This is a genomic window from Pseudomonas sp. B2021, from assembly GCF_018135665.1.
Taxonomy (GTDB): domain Bacteria; phylum Pseudomonadota; class Gammaproteobacteria; order Pseudomonadales; family Pseudomonadaceae; genus Aquipseudomonas; species Aquipseudomonas lactis.
Window position 1 is genome coordinate 3,069,806 of record NZ_SMOF01000001.1, and the last position, 15,801, is coordinate 3,085,606.

The window sequence follows — 15,801 nt, forward strand, 5'->3', positions numbered from 1 at the left end:
GCCGCCAGGTACTGGTCAATAGCTGCTGCAAGTTCGTCTGATGCTGGCCGTAGTGCCTCGACCAGGCTTAGGTGGTTGCTGATCATGATGCCCTCACTTGATCCGTATCGAGCTATCACCGCGCTCAAGGTGCGCCCATGTGGGCTCTTCGAGCAGTTCGTGTTCGGCGTCCTCACCGGCATCCATTCGCTTGCGCACCGCCTCGTTGTGATCGCGGATTTCCTTGAGCTTGGCGGCGATGGCCTTTTTGTCTGGCGTGATGCTTGATTTCACAGAGGTCAATTCGTCCGGAACTGCGTCTTCGTTATCAACGACCACCCGTTCACTTCCCATCGCCAGGGTGATGGTGAAGAGCGGACGCTTGATCGACTTGATGTTGGCTGCTTCCATGTTGCGGCGCAGGTAGTCGCTGATCTGCGACACGCTGTTGGACTTGATTCGCTTGAGCTCGGCCAAGCGCTCGATTTCGTTTTCGATGGCTGTCACGTCGCTTTCGATATTGCGGCGCAACATGACTATGTTGTCAGCCTTGATGTTGAAATCGCCTTGCACCTCGTCCATGGCGTGCTGCAAAGCCTCTTTCAGGCCTTCATCATCGGTGTCGGCCATGGCCTGAAGCTCGGCGAGTTTGCCGGTGAGTGCGTAGAGCTGGGTCATGCTGCTGCCTCCGTGCCTTTCTCAAGGCTTGCTTTGCGCTCTTCGAATGCGCGAGTGATGCGTGCAATGAAGGTAGGCTCATTGCGGCGGGTGGCTTCACGGATGTACTTCACGTTCAGTAGCTTGAGTTCGTGTGTAGTGACGGCCTTGCCGATGGTCTCGACCGCGGAAGCAAGCCACTCGACACGCTCCTGTTTTTGGCGAAGCATCTCGGCGTCTTTGTCCTCCGCCTTTTCAAGCTTGAACTCCTCGGCGATGGTGTCGACGTAGGTTGGATCGTCGAATAAGCCCATGTGAATGTCTGCGGCGAAGCCGAGTGGTTGCATACACTTGCCAATAGCGTCAGTGAGCGACTTCTTGGACACCTCCCAGTCGGTCACGATTTTTCCGCTCTGCAGGTACACAAACGGCGTGTGGCCGTACTGCACGATGGTGCACTTCTGCCCATCCTTGCCCAGGTACCACAGCTCCACTTTCAGCGTGTGCAGCTTGGCGTTGATGCGCGGAGCATCTGGCCACTCCTTGGTAGGAGCCTGGAGCGGGGCGCCTTCGTCGTAGCGATCCTCAAGCACCGTCCAGCCCCAGCCCTCACCGCAAGGGCCGAACACTTCGGTGGCCTTATGCATCAGGTAGGTAGGTTTGATGGCGGTGCCTTTAAAGCCGCCCATGCCGGTGAAGTTCTTTGTTGCGCTTGGATCAGTGGTATCGACTTGGTCCCAAATTCGCGTGTTTGTGGTCATGAGAGATCCTTGCCGCGATGCTCGCAGCGATAAAAGGGGAAGGGGAAATAAGAGTTGATAAACGTTCTTATTCGTATTTAAGATACGTAATAACATTTCAACTCAACGCAAGGAGCCTCACCTATGAAAGTGCTGTCCTCACTCAAAGAAGCTAAAAACCGTCACCGTGACTGCCAGATCGTTATGCGCCGCGGCCGGATCTACGTGATCTGTAAATCCAATCCAAAATTCAAAGCGCGGCAGGGCAGTGCGAAGAACAAAAACAAGGGTAAAGGCTGATCAGCTTGCTTGCTGATCCTGCTGCTGAACCCGGTAGCGCAGGACCTGGAGCACTCGACCGCCGTAGCCTGGTTCTGCGAATTGCTCAACCGGTGGACCGAAGAAACCACGTCGTTCGGCCAGGCTGTAGGCCTCGCGCAGGTTGTGAGCGCTGATGTCTTCAAGCTGCTCGTCGATCAGGGATTTAACCGGTGCGGTACTCATTGAATCTCCTTACGCCGCCGGCTGACATCCAGGAGGCGTGCGCTATACCAATGAAATTCTTCTGCGTTGATGGCGCCCGAAGTAAAGTGGCGGACGATCAAACCCTCAGCCAAGATCTCGTCGAGAGCGGGCTTATCTGGATCTTCAAGCGCAAACAACGCTTTATCGATCTCAACGTAGGGGCTCACAGTTCGTTGTCCTCGGCCTGGGCGATAAGAGCGTCATCAGCCAAAGGTTGAAGGAGGCGTTCGGCAATCTCGCCTAGTTTTCCCAGTGGATGGTCGCTCCGGCCGAGTAGCTCCAGAGCTTCCGATTTCACCCTCGAACCCGCCATCCCTGCGATCAGTAAGTAGCCCAGGGCTGGAGTGTCGACGCCGCAGTCAGCAAGTAGGTTGTTGGCGTACTCATCGACAGCCAGTGCGAACTGGTAGGCCGTGACGCCTTGTTGTGGGTGCAAGTGGCGCTTGAACATCACGCTGCCACCTCTGGCCAGCTCTTCGGCTGCGTTGTACAGCCATTCGCTGCGAGCCAATTGCTGAGCGGCTTCGCTCACCGGAGGCGGTAGTTGTTCGTCGTGCTCAAACTGAGTCTTGCGTAGTGCTGACATGGTCGCCTCCAAAGTGGCGGGTTGTTCACCTGTATTCGTCAACACTCATGCTTCCCGCTGGTTGCCGATGGGCGCGGGGGAGGAGTGCTGACGTAATAGAGGTGGGGAAGGGTGCCCAGGCCCGCTACTGGCGACGGCCTGGGTTTGTTGCATCAGCGGTGTGGCCCGTTGCCCGCTGTTGATTGCAGGGCTGGCCGTTCGTCTTCGTAGGTTGGCGGTGAGCTTCCTCCCCAGGGCGTCAATCAGCATCTGTTCGCCTTGGATCACAGGTCCCTACAACATGCACGCTGCAGCTCGTTTACCCGGTTAGGTGGGCAGGGTGCATGAGGTCCGGCGTTCCCAGCCGAAGCTATCGGGCCCGCTAATTCAAATCTTTTGGAGCTGGCCTTGACCCGCTACTGGCGTCGGTCACCGGCTTGAATCAAATGTCACTCCAGCCGCGGGCCTTTCGGCTTGTTCTCCCGCTGGATAACTATTCTTGGCGCTTTACGCTGCACGCCCGGGTCAGTTGCCAACCCTCTGAACCGTTTAGGCCGGTTCATCGCTGCCTTTGAATCTGGTCCGGTGGTGATCCGGCAATGGGTATCGCTAAAGAACGGCGCAGGTTTCGCTGCTGGCCGACATTCTTCATTGCTGGCTTGAGGCGATAATCACAGAGTGTGTTTATTGTGTCAACACGTAATGTGTTTATATTTTTCATGATTGAATCACGATGTGTGGTATTGATTGGGACGGAGGTAGCAGGAAGCCCGCCTACCGGCGAGCTCATTTAGGAATCGCAGTACTCGCGCCAGCCGATCCTGACAGCGCCGCCCTCCAAATGCTCGATCCTTATGCCAGCGGTGTCGCCGATATCCTGGATGACCTGGTGCCAGGCTTCAGGGCTTTCGTCGTCGCGCTTGGATACTTCGACCAGTTGAATCCTCTGTACCCGAGGAGAGGCGATCAAGCCTTGCAGGCGTCGACCGACAAGCTCGTAGGAATTTCGTGGTTTTGATGGATAGTAGGGTGCCTGAATCATGCTTCGCTCCTTGCGAAATCTGTATGCATGCACAGTATTGTTGTTGGCATCTTATTGGCAATAGGGTGGCAAGGAGTTTCATGCATAAATGCATAAACCGCTTGGTTGGAGACGCCCTAAGCCCAGAAAAGCCCAGCTCTGTGGCGGGGTGTCTAACTGCCATCATTCGGATACAATGCGCGCCGGCCGAGCATCGGCCAAGCCAATGAAGGCGCTACGGAGTGATGGTATGAAGATGGGAAAGGCGGCGGGAGTCGTAGTGCTTATTGCAATGATTGCCCTGGGCGGCTGCGCAAGCATTGTCAGCGATAGCAAGCCGAAGGTTGGGTTGTACAGCCTTCCGACGAATGCCAACTACGTAATCAAGGACAGTAGTGGAGGTGTGCTGCATAAGGGCGTCACTCCAGGTTCCGCGATTTTGGAGACGAGCAGGGGCTACTTTAAAAGCCAGAGCTACACCGTTACCTTCCAAAAAGACGGCTATGCAGAAACAACTGTCCCTCTGAAGTCGACTGTAAGCGGCTGGTACTGGGGCAACCTGCTTATTGGCGGCTTGATAGGTATGTTGATCGTTGATCCGTTGACAGGTGCCATGTATACGCTTCCAGAAGACGCTACTGGCAAGCTGAGCGCTGTAAGTCTTCCACCTTCTGCACAGCCGCAAGCCTCGGTGACGTCGCAATAATCTACAGGCATGAAAAAGCCCGCGCGCGACGGGCTTATCTATTAAAATTCTCAAGGGTTCGACTTAGTTCAGCCTCCCAAGTTGAAGCCAACTTTTTCGCACTTCACCCGAGCAAATGCCTTTGGGTGTCCACCCACACGAGCGCTATTTGTCTCCATGACTTGATCGCCACGCAGCATGAAAAACCACAATTCTTGCCCCGCATAGCCGCCATAAATATTCTTTGCATTCACGATGACGCACATCCCATACCCGAATCGAAGCCCAAAGATGCCATTCCACATCGGAATAGGGTCACCCAGAAATTGATACTTTGTTGAGTCGGGATCCGGCTGAGTCCGTGCCATATATGCTTTGATCGTACGATCGTAGTCGAATGGATAAGGTCCATAGTCCGGATTTTCAAGCTGCTCTGGAGTGGGCTTTACGCACCCGGTAAGAAGAAGCGAGGCGGCACAAGCAGCGAGCAATTTCTTAAGCATGAGGGTCTCTCTCTGACTGAGCCAGCACCTTACCATTCGTGGCGTACAGCCACTACTGGCGGGCAGGTAATCAATCAGGCCCTTGTGCCCTCAACCTAGCCAACCCCTGCTTGATATGCCCGGCGTTCTCACCGATCGTCTCCAGTGCACCGCGAACATTGCCGCCAGCCTCGACACTGCCTTGGCTTTCGACGAGCAATGTCAGCTCCATAAGTGCCGCTTCCAGGGCGAGCGGGTTCTCGTAGACGCGTTCGAGCATAAGGGGGAAGGGAGTAGGGGGAGGGCATGGCGTCGTCTCCAATTGAGGGCCTAGATAGCGTAGACCACCGAATTCAAGGCAAAGAAAAGCCCGCGATGGGGAGTAGCGGGCTTAAAGGGATGTTTTCTAGGAGCTGTGGTAACCATAAGCGCCCGACTGTGAAAGGGATGTGAAAGGTTGCGCTCAGTAGGACGTCGCGATTGCCTTGGCGAGTTGCATATCGGACATGACGGGAGCCTTAGACCTCAATCGGTAGTGTCGGGATGCTTGCTCAAACTGTGCGCCGCGAATCTCGCCGTCCGAACCAATGAACGCCAGGGCGTCAGTCTTGGCGGACTTAAAATACTCTGGAATTTCCGAGGTAATAGCCGTGGGCGCTGAGATGATCACCGCGGGCACTATGGTAGTGGTCATTAGCGCGCCTTGGAACGGGTTGTTGTTTTCGGCTGCAATTGCCTGAGTGCTGCTTAGCACCATGACGGCGATTGCCAGGTTCTTCCATGAGTCCATTCTTCGTTGCTTCCATTGCGTCCAGGGAGCGCCACAATAGCAGAGCAGGGCGCTTGCCAGAAACAAGAAGCCCGGCGCTGGGCCGGGCTTGGTACTAACGGGTGCATGAATCTATATGGGGGGCTCAGCCGGCATCGGATAAATACAGCTGCCTGATCACACCCTCTTTTATGCTGGCCTTACCTCGCACTTCAAGCTTTTCACCAGATGCAAAATGTTGAATATAAACATTTGCACTCGACTCAAAAGCGGGGTCAGTTATTTTGGCGTTGACACGGCTCGTTCCATCGTCATCCGCTTCAGGCTCGCCATCCTGTCCGAGAAGCCTGACCTTCGCTGTTCCTCGCTCTCTATCCATTTCCGTGATGATGACCACAAAGGATTTAAGGCCTGTGAGCTCCGCGTCATCGTCATCCGCAAGGATCGCGTCTTTGGTTGCCTGATCAATAGATATAGGCTGCGCTCCCGATTCCGGACTCGGGATGATGTCAATGCTGCGGCACGTCTGCCCGACAGGGGATACAGCTTGTTTGAGTGATGATCTCAAACTTTCTGCAAGTTTCTCGATAGTCAGAAGCAACCGGTCCGTAGTCTTATCATTACGTCCAGTTTGTGAATCGAGCTGCTTTTCAAGCAGCTCCCTCAGATGCTTCATTTCTTCGCCCTTGTTGCTATTCCTAGCAACGATATAAGAGACAATAGCGGTAATGATACTGCCGGCTAAGCCGGACATTAGCTGTGACTGCATGACGCTTTGCAGCTCAACAGCTAACTGAAAGCACTTGGCCTTTGGCTCAGTTGCAAAAGCCCTGACTTCAAGTGCTTGCCACTGCTTGGCGTAGGACCCGGTAGCCACAAAATGGCCGACGACGCTGTAGATTCGACCAAATCCTTGCATTGATTCACCCAGAGCCATCATGTCAATGACATGACGATCTGCATCCTTTCCCTCGTAACGAATCAGAAGACTGTCAACGGTGTAAAGGTCGGTGCTTTCGTTCATCGTAGGCTTCCTTTCCAAAAAAATCATCAAAAACTGTATATATAAACAGTGCTAATGTCGCGCATGTTTGGTTTTTCGATCTCTATGACTTGAGCTAGCCACCTCAAGACAGCGAACGGATGAACCAGGCGATAACCCGATTTATGCATGTTTCCGAATCGAGGTACCCATCCGGGTTTTATCTGCCGCTATAGAAATGGTTTAGCGCTATCAGCTCAACCACAGCCACGAGGGTGCAGAGCACAACGAAGCCAGGGCTGAAGACGCGCTTGCGATGGGATGAACTGCCGTCCGGCCAAATTCCAGCCTCGGCTGTGAAAACCACCATGGGCGCAAGCAGGGCATAGGTCCACACCTTGTTCCAAAAGCTCTGCTCTCGCCAAGAGGTCGATGGCTTTCCAAGGGCGGATGGCATCAGTAAAACTTCTGCAGTGCCTGCACAACCACGCCCACGATCCGACAGTTCTCGTCGACCGCCTCGATGGGGTAGCTCGGGTTCAGTGGCTTCAGGAAAAGCCGGCCGCCATCGCTCACCAGCTTCTTGAACGTCGCCTCATTGCTATCCGGTAGCTTGGCCACCACCAGCTTACCTGGTGCAACTTCAGCTTCAGTGTCCACAAGGATCAGCGTGCCTTCGGTGATGCTCTGGCCGGCGGGCGCCGTCATCGAGTCACCTTTCACCTTCAGCCAAAACGCGGTGCCCTTGGAGTCGTACTCCGAGAACTCATAGCTGTCCGAGAATCCAGCTGGGTATGGCTCAACGGCCTCCGCCCAGGCGCCGGCGGCGACCCAGCTGATTACTGGGTAGCGGAATGATTTGGTGGGTTGGGCGGCGATTGAAATATTCGAGGGGCTTTCGCCAGGCAAAAGCAGCGCTGCCGGATCGATTTTCAGTTCATGGGCAATCTTGGCGATATCGTCAAGGTTTGGCTCCCGAGCATCTTTCTCATAGTTTCCTATGCGCGATTGGGATTTCCACCCGCATGCCTTTGCTAAGGCAGCCTGAGAAAGCCCTGCTTTTTCTCTGTAGTGAGCGATGCGCGATCCGAGTGTCTTCATGGATCGAATTTTAATCACGGAGTGAAATAAATTCCGCACACTTATTGTGTTTGCCAATAACACGTTATGTGTTTATCCTTGGTTTAATGACCGCAGGAGCAACGCAATGAACCTCATAGCAGAGTTTCGTGAAGAGGCCGGAATCACCCAGGCAGCCTTGCACCGAAAGCTCAACTGGAAGCAGTCGCGGCTCGCTAACTACGAGTCGGGGGCACGCCCATTGAAGCTTGAAGATGCCCGGAAGATCGTCCAGGCGCTGAATGAATTGGGTGCGAAATGCACTTTGGATCGCGTTTTTCCGCTGCAATCTTCTACGGATGTTCGGGCCGCCTAAGCGACATCCCTGTCCGCCGTTCCATTGAAGCCAGATTAGAAGAGAGTAGTCCCCATGCATACGTCCAGTTCCAGACACATCGTACAAACTCGTGATCAGGTGCTGGTCGCCCACGCTGCAAATCAGATTGCGCGCACCAGCCTGAGCCAGGACGACTTCGCCCAGGCGCTGAGCCGCGAGCTTCACCTGTCGTTCCCGGAGAAGGCTATCGCCAAAGAGGTGCCGGACTTCGCAGCGCTGACCTTACAGAACGACGTTGCCGACTTCGTGAAGGCGACTGGTCGCTGGCTCAAACGTGTTCAGCGCTGGCTGTCCGGCGATCAGGAAATGCCGTCCTGGCTGGAGGAGTCATGGGTCAACGCCCTTGAGCCTGAATTTCGCGACCACTGCGTAAACGAGTTGGCAAGCCGCCACGGCCTGACCGGCGCCCGCCAGATGACCAGCGACCAATGCGCAAACAAGAGCTTCGGCGCGCTGATCCGCGCCCTGGGTGATGTGATCGACACCGGCAGCGAAGTTTTTGACGATCAGGTGATGTGCGAACTGGATCTGCCGCACCTACCGGCATTCGCCAAGCAGTGCCGCCAGGTTGAAGCGAAGGCGGGGGAGTTGGGGCGCCGTGCCGAGCAGTTGCTCGCTTCAGTCCAGCGAAATTTGAAATCTGTTTCCTGATTTCCCGCGCATGCGCGGAAATCGGTGCCCATCGGGTTCGCACTATGAATTAAGCGGATCTGAAACCCAGGCACAAAAAAGCCGACGGTCGAGGTCGGCTAATTCGATAACACTTTGTGAGGCCGATTATATGCAAACCCAGCCACATATCAATAGCACTACTAATCTCGCGCCACGTTTTTCGCAATCTGAAAACGTGGCGCGTAATTCATCAGTGATCCCGTTCGACTTCGACGGCGCCGCAATCAGGGTAATCACCGACAAGCTCGGAGATCCGTGGTTTGTTGCCCGCGATGTCGCTGACGCCCTCGGCTACTCCAAGCCTGAGAACGCCGTGGCTCGTCACTGCAAGGCCGCGACCACTACCCCGAAACAGGGTGGTGGTTTCATGACCATCATTCCTGAGCGCGATCTGTACCGGCTGGTGATGAAGTCCAAGCTCCCGGCCGCCGAGAGGTTTGAGGAGTGGGTGGTGGGGCAGGTGCTGCCGAGCATTCGCAAGACCGGCACCTTTTCCGCCCAGGGCCCGAACAACTCCAAGATCGTCGGTGAGCTGGCCATCCTGGAATGCTTCGACCGTCTGCTGAAGCCGGCCAACTCCAGCAAGATGATGATGCTGGCCAAGATCGCCGCCAACAACGGGCTGGATGCCAAGTTCCTCCCAGGCTACGCCGTGGACGCCGAACCAGATGCCGCAGGCGGGTCTTCGATGCCGACCAAGGCAATCACCGCCCTTATCAAAGATCACGCCATCGCCAGTACTGCCCGTGCCTTCAATATTGCACTTGAGGCCCACGGCTTCCTCAAGGTCCTCCAGCGCAAAAACTCCAAGCAGGAAATGGTCGACTTCTGGTCCGTGACCGAGAAAGGCATGGCCTACGGCAAAAACCTCACCAGCCCTCAATGCCCCCGCGAGACGCAGCCTCATTGGTACGTGGATCGCTTCCTTGAATTGGCCGCAAAGGTCGGGAAGGCCTGACATGCAATACACCGTCACGATTAACCAGGTGAAGGCGCTGGAGTGGGGGCTGAATTCTCAGCAGGCCCTGCTGTTCGCCTTCGTCTACGGCTGCCCGAGCTGGACCAAGCCAATCAAGACTGATGACGGGATCTTCTTCGCGCTGAGCAAGGCCAAGATCATCGAGGAGCTGCCGCTGCTCACCGATAAGCCGGACACCGCTTACCGCATGCTGAAGGCCCTGGAAGAGGCCGGTTTGATTGAGCTTTCCAGCACCTCGAACATCACGCTTTTCCGCCTCAAAGAGAAGGCCGTCGAGTGGAACCAGAAGCTCGACGGGTCGGAAAAATATCCGACCCCACCAAACAATAAGGGTCGGAAAAAAATCCGATCTACCTCGGATAAATCTCCGAGCAAGGTCGGAAAAAAATCCGGGCAAGGGTCGGAAAAATCTCCGACAAATCAGGATACCAATCATCAGGGTACCAATCAGGAAACCAGTCAGGACTTGCAGGGCGCCACCGGCAAGCCGGCTCAGTCCCGCAGCTTGGTGCTGGTGGTGGATCGCACCGACACTCCTCGGGTTGAGATCCCCGCCGACATGCCCGGCCCCAAAGACCAGACCTGTAAGACCTTCAAAGTCTGGGCGAACTACGCCATGGCTTACCGCAAGCGCTACAGCGCCTGGCCGGTGTGGAATGCCAAGGTCGGCGGCCAACTCGGCCAACTGGTCGACCGCCTCGGTGCCGACGTCGCCCACCACGTGGCCGCTCACTTCCTGAAAACCAGCGATGCAGCTGTTCTTCGCAAGTGCCACAGCCTCAACGAGCTCCTGGCCAACGCCGAGAGCTACCACACCCAGTGGGTAACCGGACAACGCGTTAACGGCACAACCGCCCGCCAGATGGAGCGGACAGAGGCGAACCACTCCGCAGCAGAACAGGCCGCCCAGATGGTTCTGGCCAAACGCCAAGCAGGTGACCGCAATGAATACCTCTGAAATGAGCGACCAGCAGGTGGCCGGGCTGGCCGCTGCCATCTGCGCAACCGCCGAAGCCATGGGCCAGGAAATGAACCCAGGCACTGCCGCGATGATGGCCGAAGACCTCTGCGCCTACCCGGTACCCGTCGTCAAAGCCGCGTTGAAGGCCTGCCGCTTCGAGGTGAAGGGCAAGCTGGCAATGGCTGACATCCTGCAACGCGTCCAGTCCTCCGACGGCCGTCCAGGCAAGGACGAGGCCTGGGCCATCGCTATGACCACCAACGACGAGTTTGAAACCGTGGTGCTGACCGATGAAATCCAACTGGCACTGGCAGTCGCGAAACCCATCTTGGATGGCGGCGACAAAATCGGTGCGCGCATGGCGTTCATCGACGCCTACCAAAGGTTCGTGGGCCAGGCCCGCGAGGATGCGAAACAGGTCAACTGGCACGTGTCCGTGGGCTTCGACTCCAACCGTCGCGTCCAGGCCGTCACCAAGGCTGTGGAGCTAAAGCGCATTCCCCAAGAGCACGGCCAGAAGTACTTGGCTGATCTGAGCATTGTTCCAATTACCGAGGATGGCCGTGCCATTGCCGGTTTGCTCACCGGCGCCGTCACCCAGGCTGCGCCAGTGCTGCGCCAGAAGCTGGAGCTGGTCAAAAACTCGATGCTGGAGATGCGCAAGGCCAGCGCCGAACGAAAAACCGAAATTCGGATTGAGGCGGCCAATGAGCTGGCGGAACGCCGGGCGCTGCTGATAAAGCAAGCCCGCGAACTCGACGAGAAGAGGGCGGCGCAATGAGCAAGCCAGCCAAGCCCCGCCCAATGCCTGTGTACCTGGTGCTGCGCCGCCTGGTCGATCCAGCCACGGGCAAGGAGGTGGCAGCGTTCGTGCCGTCCTCCGATGCTGACCGGTCGATCCTGCGCGAGCGTGAATTCAAGATGAACGCGAAGATCCGTGCCGACCTCAAGCAGCCACGTAATCCACGGTTCAATGGCTTGGTCCATGGCCTGGGCCGAGTGTTGAGCCAGAACATCGATCGGTTCTCTGGCAAGCAGTCACACGACGCCATCAAGGCGTTGCAACTGGAGTCTGGCGTGTACTGCGACGAGGAACTGTTCGACATTCCCGGCCTGGGCCAGCTCACCCGCAAGACACCCCGCAGCCTTTCCTACGATTCGATGGGGGAGGAGACATTCCAAGATTTCTGGCGCCAGTGCTGTGCGTACCTGGTACTGCATGACTGGCCGACGCTCACGGAAGAGCGCCTGACCGAAATGGCAGAGTTCGAAGCATTCAAGGAGGCCGCATGAGGCGCACCCCATTACAACGCAAAACCCCGCTCACGTCCGGTAGGCCACGCCGGAAACGCTGCCCTGAGTGCCGAGTGATGTTCACGCCTGCCCGCGGCTCGCAGGCGGTGTGCGGCGTGATCGAGTGCGCCATCTCCTACGGCAAGTCACAGAAGGGCCAGGCGAGCGCCAAGAAGGCCCTGGCGGATGTTGGTCGCCGCGACATCAAGGTCCGCAAGGAGAAGCTGAAGAGCAGGGCGGAGCACCTTAAGGACACACAGCACGCATTCAACGCATGGGTGCGCGCCCGTGATGCGGCACTGCCATGCATCAGTTGCGGCCGCCACCATGAAGGTCAGTATCACGCAGGCCATTACCGCAGTATAGGAGCGAACCCAGAGCTGAGGTTTGAACCGCTCAACGCCTGGAAGCAGTGCGCCCCGTGCAATAACCACCTCTCGGGAAACCTCATCAATTACCGAATCTCGCTCCTACAGAGAATTGGCGAGGAAAAGGTGGAATGGCTTGAAGGCCCTCATGAGGCCAAGAAATACACCGTGGAAGAGCTGAAGGCGATGACCGCCGAATACCGGGCAAAGACCAGAGAACTCAAGAAGGGGCAAGCCGCATGAAGCTGATCAACGCAAGACAGGTATGGACCGAAGCACAACACGAATCGAACGCGTCGATCAGCGCTGTGGCCATCGACAGGGCGGAGTCGGGATCAGTGAAGACGGGTGGGCGCATCGGCAAGCGTGACGCCCAGTTCCCGGCCATGGGCAGCGATAAAGGGGAGGAGGCTGGGCGCTTCTCCGTGCCTGGGCAGCGGATCAGCATCAGCGAAACCCGGCGCACATCCGCTGGCAAGTCCACGGCCCGAGCTGCACACCTGGCAACCATCGGTAAAGTCCTGCGCGCCATCGGCACCCTGCCATTCCAGGAGCAACAGTTCGGGCACTACCTGTATCACCCATGCATGACGCTCGCCCACGTGCTCAACGCCGAGAAGCTGATCTGGAACTGCGTGGACTTTTCCGCCCTGACCGAAGCCAAGGAAGCAAAGGTGCATTGCCTTGTGACGATGGCCCTGCAGTCCTACAAGGTCGAGGCTCACGACGGCGCTCAGTGGGGGCCCGCTCGTATCGCCGAGGGCATGCTCAAGCTCTACGGCGTCCACATAGAGCCCAAAGTGTGGGATCGGGACTGGAAAGAAGCGTGGAATTTCCTGCGAGACGCCATTGAGGAAGTGGTTATTCGTGTACAGCAGCCGGTGTGGCAGGTCATTCATGCAGAAAAAGAAGAAGTTGCGGCATAAAGGTGTTGTCATGTTGGGGTTTTTGATGTACTTTCCCCATAGTGCACAAGTAACGCGAAACGCACACGAAACCATGAACCCGGCCAAGCGCCGGGTTTTTGTTGTCTTTGATCTTGCCCTTGCTTACATTGGCGCCTCTTTCAGCTATAGGCACGGACAGCATGATTAATTCAAAAGAGCAGTTGGAAAACGTTGTAGAAATGTTCAGCTTTTTCCAAAAAAACTCGCCTCTGTCAATGGGCCGCTATTTGGATCTTCAGCTTCCTGAGCGTCACATAGATCAACAACAAGCGCAGTATGCGCAGGTGTTGCTGGATACGTTCAAGCTTGTTGATGGGGACGACTTGTTCGATATCGATCGCCCGATCAATGAGGGCTCTGTCATCCGAGGCCTCAGTGATAATGGTAAAGTTGCTTGCGCAATGCTATTGCGTATGGCCGCTGCAAAAGGCATCAGGTAACCGAATTTTCTTGTGATTGAGCCTCGCTGTTAGCGGGGCTTTTTTATGCCTCAAATTCACCTGTAGCCAGGACAGCCCTTGGGAAGGCCTGGACGTCGATGGCCGGGCAGTGCGACGTACGAGAACAACCCCGGCAGCCCGCGCACTCATACCTCAATGCTTATAGGGTGGCGCGAGACAGGAACGGGGAGATCGGTGCATTAGGGCGTCGACGCTGGGATCGTCTTTGGCAGACAGCGCGGAAAGACGCGCACACCTATTCAGGGCTTCAAAAGTCTTTTTTTCTGAAGGATTCGTCACCCGACTGATCATTGCTGATCGTCAGCACGCCATTGGACACCGAGTATGTAGTTGAGGCGTCACCCTCAGAATATTGATTGCGCCAACGGCCCCACTGATTTTCATCCTCCATAAAAGAGGACCAGATCACTCGATCTTCGCTCACCTGGCAGCGATAACGGAATGAATCCCCATCCGGGCGGCGGTATGTTATTTCGGGGTTTGGCTCAGCGTGCTTCGTTTTCATGGTTTTGGTTGGGCGCCCCATCTCCACTGCGATAGCTGCTTTGCATATGTCGGCCTTTAAGAAGGATTCGCCGTGAGCGCCGGCGACGATCCCAATCGATGCGAGTAATCCTGCCGCAATTTTTTTGTTCATACCCTTGTCCTTGGTTAGTTGGCAGGGGAATTCTACATGGCTTATAGCCATTTTCTCATGCCCCACGGAGTCGAGCGCATGGAGTATCTACAGCGCCTGCTCGACAAGATCGACAGGTTCGAATTGCTGATTGCGGGCCTCGTTGGGGCAGTGATCGCCAGTTGGTGGCACAAGGACGACTTGAACGACTGGCGTGCCTGGATGATCTTCCTCATCACCGGCATGGCCTGCTCGATCTACCTGACGAGTATGGTCAGCACCTACCTCGGCGTGACCGAGCCGAAGATCGTCGCCGGTATCGGCTTCCTGTTGGGTGCATTCGGCGGCTCGCTCCTGGCGGCCATCAATCGAGCCATCAAATCCGCTGATCTCTGGGCGCTCATTCGCCAGCGGTTCGGGGGAGGCAATCCGCCATGAATCTTGAACTGATCAACTCCATCGCCTGCGGCCTGATCGCCTTCTGGGCGACCTGGTGCGTACTGAGTGGGAAGGTGAGGGACGGCATCCTTGGGAAGCTGATCTACACCACAATCGCCATCACTGGCTTTGTCGTGTCGGTGCGCAACCAAAACATTTTCTTTGGGCCGACTACGGCGGGCCTGACGCTGCATGTCGCCCTGGCCCTGGCCGGTGCCCGCCACATCTTCATGGTCACCTACTGGCAGGCGGTCAAGGCCTGGCTGTGCAAGACACTCAACTGCGAGCAATGCATTGGCTGCCCGAAGGCGCCTGAAAGCATAGACCAGCCCAAGCAGTAATCCGCGCCACGTTTTCGAATGCGCCAAATCGTGGCGCGAGGTTTTGCAGATGAGCAATGTCACACGCCTGCGCCACGCACTGCCGATGAGCCAAGACATCAACGCTGCGGTAGTCGCTCTCGACAAGGCCATTGCTGATGCAGTGGACGCCGCCAAGGAAGCCGGGCTGCCCCAGGGCCTAATCGTTGGCTTGCTCCACGGTCACGCGCATGCACAGGCACACCAAATGGTGAGCGTATGACCGTCAAGGTTCTGGAGTTCAAGCGGGAGGACTGGCGCGACGCCGCCAAGACCCTGCGCAAGATCGCCGATGACCTGGACGCTGGAGAGCATCCCGAGTGCACCGTAGGCGCTTTGACGCTGATCGGTGCCAAAGGAGAGGTAACAGTGTTCGGCCTCGGCCCTAAGTGCGACGACTTGCAATGCCTCGGCGCCATGCGCCTGGGTGAGCAGAAGCTGATTGGTGTGCTACTGGATAACGCGGAAGGGTAGGTGTGCCGCAGGTGAGTGCGGCACTGATGATCAGCTTCGGAAGGGTTCTACTTTCTGGGGCATAGCTGGGAACCACAGCCAGTCGCCCTCTTGCACTGGGTTGTTGAAGTTGCGCTTCACCTCGAACACCCGATCATCCCCGTTGCTTCCGGTTACCGAAAGGATGTGCGCCGATTGCCAGCCCTTGAATGGTTCGGTCTTCAGACCAAGCCAGCCTGCGCGCAGCACCACGGCGCTGGTATTGTCTGCGCCGGTGTAAATGGTCCGTTCGCCTGGGTTAAAGGTGAACGGAACACCGATCAATCGAACCGTTTCATGATCTGAATAGACCTCAACATCTGCAGTAGCTAAGCCCATGTTGCTTTCCTTGCT

General features: G+C 56.5%; 29 protein-coding genes. 15 read left to right on the forward strand and 14 right to left on the reverse strand.

What is annotated here, in order from left to right; translation table 11 throughout:
• Window positions 1-93: 93 nt before the first annotated feature.
• Window positions 94-657, reverse strand: a complete 564-nt coding sequence (locus tag E1K68_RS13555) for a siphovirus Gp157 family protein (protein WP_212614225.1) — start codon at window positions 655-657, stop codon at window positions 94-96.
• Entirely contained in the window at window positions 654-1,397 is a 744-nt protein-coding gene (locus E1K68_RS13560; protein WP_068967259.1) for a hypothetical protein, read from the reverse strand. The genes E1K68_RS13555 and E1K68_RS13560 overlap by 4 nt, the downstream gene beginning before the upstream one ends.
• A gap of 123 nt (window positions 1,398-1,520) precedes the next feature.
• On the opposite strand from E1K68_RS13560, the gene ykgO reads away from it, so the two are divergent.
• Window positions 1,521-1,676 carry a type B 50S ribosomal protein L36 gene (ykgO, locus tag E1K68_RS13565; protein ID WP_019816741.1) on the forward strand — a complete coding sequence of 52 codons (156 nt, stop codon included), beginning with the start codon at window positions 1,521-1,523 and terminating at the stop codon, window positions 1,674-1,676.
• On the opposite strand, the gene E1K68_RS13570 is transcribed toward ykgO, so the two are convergent.
• The 4 genes from E1K68_RS13570 to E1K68_RS13585 form a co-directional block, all read right to left on the reverse strand.
• Window positions 1,677-1,880, reverse strand: coding sequence for a hypothetical protein (locus E1K68_RS13570; RefSeq protein WP_212614226.1), 204 nt, complete (start codon window positions 1,878-1,880; stop codon window positions 1,677-1,679).
• Window positions 1,877-2,068, reverse strand: coding sequence for a hypothetical protein (locus E1K68_RS13575; protein WP_034136250.1), 192 nt, complete (start codon window positions 2,066-2,068; stop codon window positions 1,877-1,879). The genes E1K68_RS13570 and E1K68_RS13575 overlap by 4 nt, the downstream gene beginning before the upstream one ends.
• On the reverse strand, window positions 2,065-2,487 hold the full coding sequence (locus E1K68_RS13580) for a hypothetical protein (protein ID WP_212614227.1): 423 nt from the start codon (window positions 2,485-2,487) through the stop codon (window positions 2,065-2,067). The genes E1K68_RS13575 and E1K68_RS13580 overlap by 4 nt, the downstream gene beginning before the upstream one ends.
• Before the next feature lie 769 nt (window positions 2,488-3,256).
• On the reverse strand, window positions 3,257-3,508 hold the full coding sequence (locus tag E1K68_RS13585) for a DUF1654 domain-containing protein (protein ID WP_056847751.1): 252 nt from the start codon (window positions 3,506-3,508) through the stop codon (window positions 3,257-3,259).
• A 229-nt stretch (window positions 3,509-3,737) separates the two neighbouring features.
• Between E1K68_RS13585 and E1K68_RS13590 the strand changes: the two genes are divergently transcribed.
• Entirely contained in the window at window positions 3,738-4,193 is a 456-nt protein-coding gene (locus E1K68_RS13590; protein ID WP_068967253.1) for a hypothetical protein, read from the forward strand.
• Window positions 4,194-4,261: 68 nt separating this feature from the next.
• On the opposite strand, the gene E1K68_RS13595 is transcribed toward E1K68_RS13590, so the two are convergent.
• The 6 genes from E1K68_RS13595 to E1K68_RS13610 form a co-directional block, all read right to left on the reverse strand.
• Window positions 4,262-4,675, reverse strand: a complete 414-nt coding sequence (locus E1K68_RS13595; RefSeq protein ID WP_069868617.1) for a hypothetical protein — start codon at window positions 4,673-4,675, stop codon at window positions 4,262-4,264.
• A 70-nt stretch (window positions 4,676-4,745) separates the two neighbouring features.
• On the reverse strand, window positions 4,746-4,934 hold the full coding sequence (locus tag E1K68_RS27820; RefSeq protein ID WP_068967251.1) for a hypothetical protein: 189 nt from the start codon (window positions 4,932-4,934) through the stop codon (window positions 4,746-4,748).
• Between the two features lie 183 nt (window positions 4,935-5,117).
• Window positions 5,118-5,444, reverse strand: a complete 327-nt coding sequence (locus E1K68_RS13600; protein WP_212614228.1) for a DUF2388 domain-containing protein — start codon at window positions 5,442-5,444, stop codon at window positions 5,118-5,120.
• A 124-nt stretch (window positions 5,445-5,568) separates the two neighbouring features.
• Window positions 5,569-6,447, reverse strand: a complete 879-nt coding sequence (locus tag E1K68_RS13605; RefSeq protein ID WP_105706787.1) for a hypothetical protein — start codon at window positions 6,445-6,447, stop codon at window positions 5,569-5,571.
• A 178-nt stretch (window positions 6,448-6,625) separates the two neighbouring features.
• Window positions 6,626-6,862, reverse strand: a complete 237-nt coding sequence (locus E1K68_RS27825; protein WP_244858807.1) for a hypothetical protein — start codon at window positions 6,860-6,862, stop codon at window positions 6,626-6,628.
• Window positions 6,862-7,569, reverse strand: coding sequence for a LexA family transcriptional regulator (locus E1K68_RS13610; protein ID WP_082561474.1), 708 nt, complete (start codon window positions 7,567-7,569; stop codon window positions 6,862-6,864). Before E1K68_RS13610 ends, E1K68_RS27825 begins: the two co-directional genes overlap by 1 nt.
• Window positions 7,570-7,612: 43 nt before the next feature.
• On the opposite strand from E1K68_RS13610, the gene E1K68_RS13615 reads away from it, so the two are divergent.
• The 9 genes from E1K68_RS13615 (at window position 7,613) to E1K68_RS13655 (ending at window position 13,521) form a co-directional block, all read left to right on the forward strand.
• A complete protein-coding gene (locus E1K68_RS13615) occupies window positions 7,613-7,840 on the forward strand; it encodes a helix-turn-helix transcriptional regulator (protein ID WP_191949320.1) in 228 nt (75 codons plus the stop codon).
• 54 nt (window positions 7,841-7,894) lie between these two features.
• Complete coding sequence (locus E1K68_RS13620; RefSeq protein WP_191949319.1) at window positions 7,895-8,512, forward strand: hypothetical protein; 618 nt, start codon at window positions 7,895-7,897, stop codon at window positions 8,510-8,512.
• 130 nt (window positions 8,513-8,642) lie between these two features.
• A complete protein-coding gene (locus tag E1K68_RS13625; protein WP_212614229.1) occupies window positions 8,643-9,491 on the forward strand; it encodes a BRO family protein in 849 nt (282 codons plus the stop codon).
• A 1-nt stretch (window position 9,492) separates the two neighbouring features.
• A complete protein-coding gene (locus E1K68_RS13630; RefSeq protein WP_212614230.1) occupies window positions 9,493-10,470 on the forward strand; it encodes a phage replication protein in 978 nt (325 codons plus the stop codon).
• Window positions 10,457-11,254, forward strand: a complete 798-nt coding sequence (locus tag E1K68_RS13635) for a hypothetical protein (RefSeq protein ID WP_212614231.1) — start codon at window positions 10,457-10,459, stop codon at window positions 11,252-11,254. Before E1K68_RS13630 ends, E1K68_RS13635 begins: the two co-directional genes overlap by 14 nt.
• A complete protein-coding gene (locus E1K68_RS13640; RefSeq protein WP_069868605.1) occupies window positions 11,251-11,766 on the forward strand; it encodes a hypothetical protein in 516 nt (171 codons plus the stop codon). Before E1K68_RS13635 ends, E1K68_RS13640 begins: the two co-directional genes overlap by 4 nt.
• Window positions 11,763-12,377, forward strand: coding sequence for a recombination protein NinG (locus E1K68_RS13645; protein WP_212614232.1), 615 nt, complete (start codon window positions 11,763-11,765; stop codon window positions 12,375-12,377). Before E1K68_RS13640 ends, E1K68_RS13645 begins: the two co-directional genes overlap by 4 nt.
• Complete coding sequence (locus E1K68_RS13650; RefSeq protein WP_212614233.1) at window positions 12,374-13,060, forward strand: hypothetical protein; 687 nt, start codon at window positions 12,374-12,376, stop codon at window positions 13,058-13,060. The genes E1K68_RS13645 and E1K68_RS13650 overlap by 4 nt, the downstream gene beginning before the upstream one ends.
• 161 nt (window positions 13,061-13,221) lie before the next feature.
• Complete coding sequence (locus tag E1K68_RS13655) at window positions 13,222-13,521, forward strand: hypothetical protein (RefSeq protein WP_212614234.1); 300 nt, start codon at window positions 13,222-13,224, stop codon at window positions 13,519-13,521.
• A gap of 268 nt (window positions 13,522-13,789) precedes the next feature.
• On the opposite strand, the gene E1K68_RS13660 is transcribed toward E1K68_RS13655, so the two are convergent.
• Window positions 13,790-14,179, reverse strand: a complete 390-nt coding sequence (locus E1K68_RS13660) for a hypothetical protein (protein ID WP_244858808.1) — start codon at window positions 14,177-14,179, stop codon at window positions 13,790-13,792.
• 78 nt (window positions 14,180-14,257) lie between these two features.
• Here E1K68_RS13660 and E1K68_RS13665 point away from each other — a divergent pair, with 78 nt between their 5' ends.
• Genes E1K68_RS13665 through E1K68_RS13680 form a run of 4 tightly spaced genes read left to right on the forward strand, consistent with a single transcriptional unit; the run spans window position 14,258 to window position 15,429 of the window.
• Window positions 14,258-14,596: a hypothetical protein gene (locus tag E1K68_RS13665; RefSeq protein ID WP_003218335.1), complete on the forward strand. Its 339-nt coding sequence runs from the start codon at window positions 14,258-14,260 to the stop codon at window positions 14,594-14,596.
• Window positions 14,593-14,937 carry a hypothetical protein gene (locus E1K68_RS13670; RefSeq protein WP_212614235.1) on the forward strand — a complete coding sequence of 115 codons (345 nt, stop codon included), beginning with the start codon at window positions 14,593-14,595 and terminating at the stop codon, window positions 14,935-14,937. Before E1K68_RS13665 ends, E1K68_RS13670 begins: the two co-directional genes overlap by 4 nt.
• Before the next feature lie 49 nt (window positions 14,938-14,986).
• Entirely contained in the window at window positions 14,987-15,178 is a 192-nt protein-coding gene (locus E1K68_RS13675) for a hypothetical protein (protein WP_212614236.1), read from the forward strand.
• Complete coding sequence (locus tag E1K68_RS13680; RefSeq protein WP_212614237.1) at window positions 15,175-15,429, forward strand: hypothetical protein; 255 nt, start codon at window positions 15,175-15,177, stop codon at window positions 15,427-15,429. Before E1K68_RS13675 ends, E1K68_RS13680 begins: the two co-directional genes overlap by 4 nt.
• 30 nt (window positions 15,430-15,459) lie before the next feature.
• Here the strand turns inward: E1K68_RS13680 and E1K68_RS13685 are convergent, their stop codons facing one another.
• Entirely contained in the window at window positions 15,460-15,786 is a 327-nt protein-coding gene (locus tag E1K68_RS13685; protein ID WP_212614238.1) for a hypothetical protein, read from the reverse strand.
• Window positions 15,787-15,801 lie beyond the last annotated feature (15 nt).

Excerpts from the sequence above, each read along its gene's own strand:
- E1K68_RS13620 (WP_191949319.1), top strand. The coding sequence starts at position 7,895 with ATGCATACGTCCAGTTCCAGACACATCGTACAAACTCGTGATCAGGTG.
- E1K68_RS13595 (WP_069868617.1), bottom strand. The coding sequence starts at position 4,675 with ATGCTTAAGAAATTGCTCGCTGCTTGTGCCGCCTCGCTTCTTCTTACC.
- E1K68_RS13655 (WP_212614234.1), top strand. The coding sequence starts at position 13,222 with ATGATTAATTCAAAAGAGCAGTTGGAAAACGTTGTAGAAATGTTCAGC.
- E1K68_RS13640 (WP_069868605.1), top strand. The coding sequence starts at position 11,251 with ATGAGCAAGCCAGCCAAGCCCCGCCCAATGCCTGTGTACCTGGTGCTG.
- E1K68_RS27825 (WP_244858807.1), bottom strand. The coding sequence starts at position 6,862 with ATGCCATCCGCCCTTGGAAAGCCATCGACCTCTTGGCGAGAGCAGAGC.
- E1K68_RS13615 (WP_191949320.1), top strand. The coding sequence starts at position 7,613 with ATGAACCTCATAGCAGAGTTTCGTGAAGAGGCCGGAATCACCCAGGCA.
- E1K68_RS13680 (WP_212614237.1), top strand. The coding sequence starts at position 15,175 with ATGACCGTCAAGGTTCTGGAGTTCAAGCGGGAGGACTGGCGCGACGCC.
- E1K68_RS13600 (WP_212614228.1), bottom strand. The coding sequence starts at position 5,444 with ATGGACTCATGGAAGAACCTGGCAATCGCCGTCATGGTGCTAAGCAGC.
- E1K68_RS13670 (WP_212614235.1), top strand. The coding sequence starts at position 14,593 with ATGAATCTTGAACTGATCAACTCCATCGCCTGCGGCCTGATCGCCTTC.
- E1K68_RS13685 (WP_212614238.1), bottom strand. The coding sequence starts at position 15,786 with ATGGGCTTAGCTACTGCAGATGTTGAGGTCTATTCAGATCATGAAACG.
- E1K68_RS13630 (WP_212614230.1), top strand. The coding sequence starts at position 9,493 with ATGCAATACACCGTCACGATTAACCAGGTGAAGGCGCTGGAGTGGGGG.
- E1K68_RS13585 (WP_056847751.1), bottom strand. The coding sequence starts at position 3,508 with ATGATTCAGGCACCCTACTATCCATCAAAACCACGAAATTCCTACGAG.
- E1K68_RS13665 (WP_003218335.1), top strand. The coding sequence starts at position 14,258 with ATGGAGTATCTACAGCGCCTGCTCGACAAGATCGACAGGTTCGAATTG.
- E1K68_RS13675 (WP_212614236.1), top strand. The coding sequence starts at position 14,987 with ATGAGCAATGTCACACGCCTGCGCCACGCACTGCCGATGAGCCAAGAC.
- E1K68_RS13625 (WP_212614229.1), top strand. The coding sequence starts at position 8,643 with ATGCAAACCCAGCCACATATCAATAGCACTACTAATCTCGCGCCACGT.
- E1K68_RS13635 (WP_212614231.1), top strand. The coding sequence starts at position 10,457 with ATGAATACCTCTGAAATGAGCGACCAGCAGGTGGCCGGGCTGGCCGCT.
- E1K68_RS13590 (WP_068967253.1), top strand. The coding sequence starts at position 3,738 with ATGAAGATGGGAAAGGCGGCGGGAGTCGTAGTGCTTATTGCAATGATT.
- ykgO (WP_019816741.1), top strand. The coding sequence starts at position 1,521 with ATGAAAGTGCTGTCCTCACTCAAAGAAGCTAAAAACCGTCACCGTGAC.
- E1K68_RS13660 (WP_244858808.1), bottom strand. The coding sequence starts at position 14,179 with ATGAACAAAAAAATTGCGGCAGGATTACTCGCATCGATTGGGATCGTC.
- E1K68_RS13560 (WP_068967259.1), bottom strand. The coding sequence starts at position 1,397 with ATGACCACAAACACGCGAATTTGGGACCAAGTCGATACCACTGATCCA.
- E1K68_RS13555 (WP_212614225.1), bottom strand. The coding sequence starts at position 657 with ATGACCCAGCTCTACGCACTCACCGGCAAACTCGCCGAGCTTCAGGCC.
- E1K68_RS13650 (WP_212614233.1), top strand. The coding sequence starts at position 12,374 with ATGAAGCTGATCAACGCAAGACAGGTATGGACCGAAGCACAACACGAA.
- E1K68_RS13605 (WP_105706787.1), bottom strand. The coding sequence starts at position 6,447 with ATGAACGAAAGCACCGACCTTTACACCGTTGACAGTCTTCTGATTCGT.
- E1K68_RS13580 (WP_212614227.1), bottom strand. The coding sequence starts at position 2,487 with ATGTCAGCACTACGCAAGACTCAGTTTGAGCACGACGAACAACTACCG.
- E1K68_RS27820 (WP_068967251.1), bottom strand. The coding sequence starts at position 4,934 with ATGCTCGAACGCGTCTACGAGAACCCGCTCGCCCTGGAAGCGGCACTT.
- E1K68_RS13645 (WP_212614232.1), top strand. The coding sequence starts at position 11,763 with ATGAGGCGCACCCCATTACAACGCAAAACCCCGCTCACGTCCGGTAGG.
- E1K68_RS13570 (WP_212614226.1), bottom strand. The coding sequence starts at position 1,880 with ATGAGTACCGCACCGGTTAAATCCCTGATCGACGAGCAGCTTGAAGAC.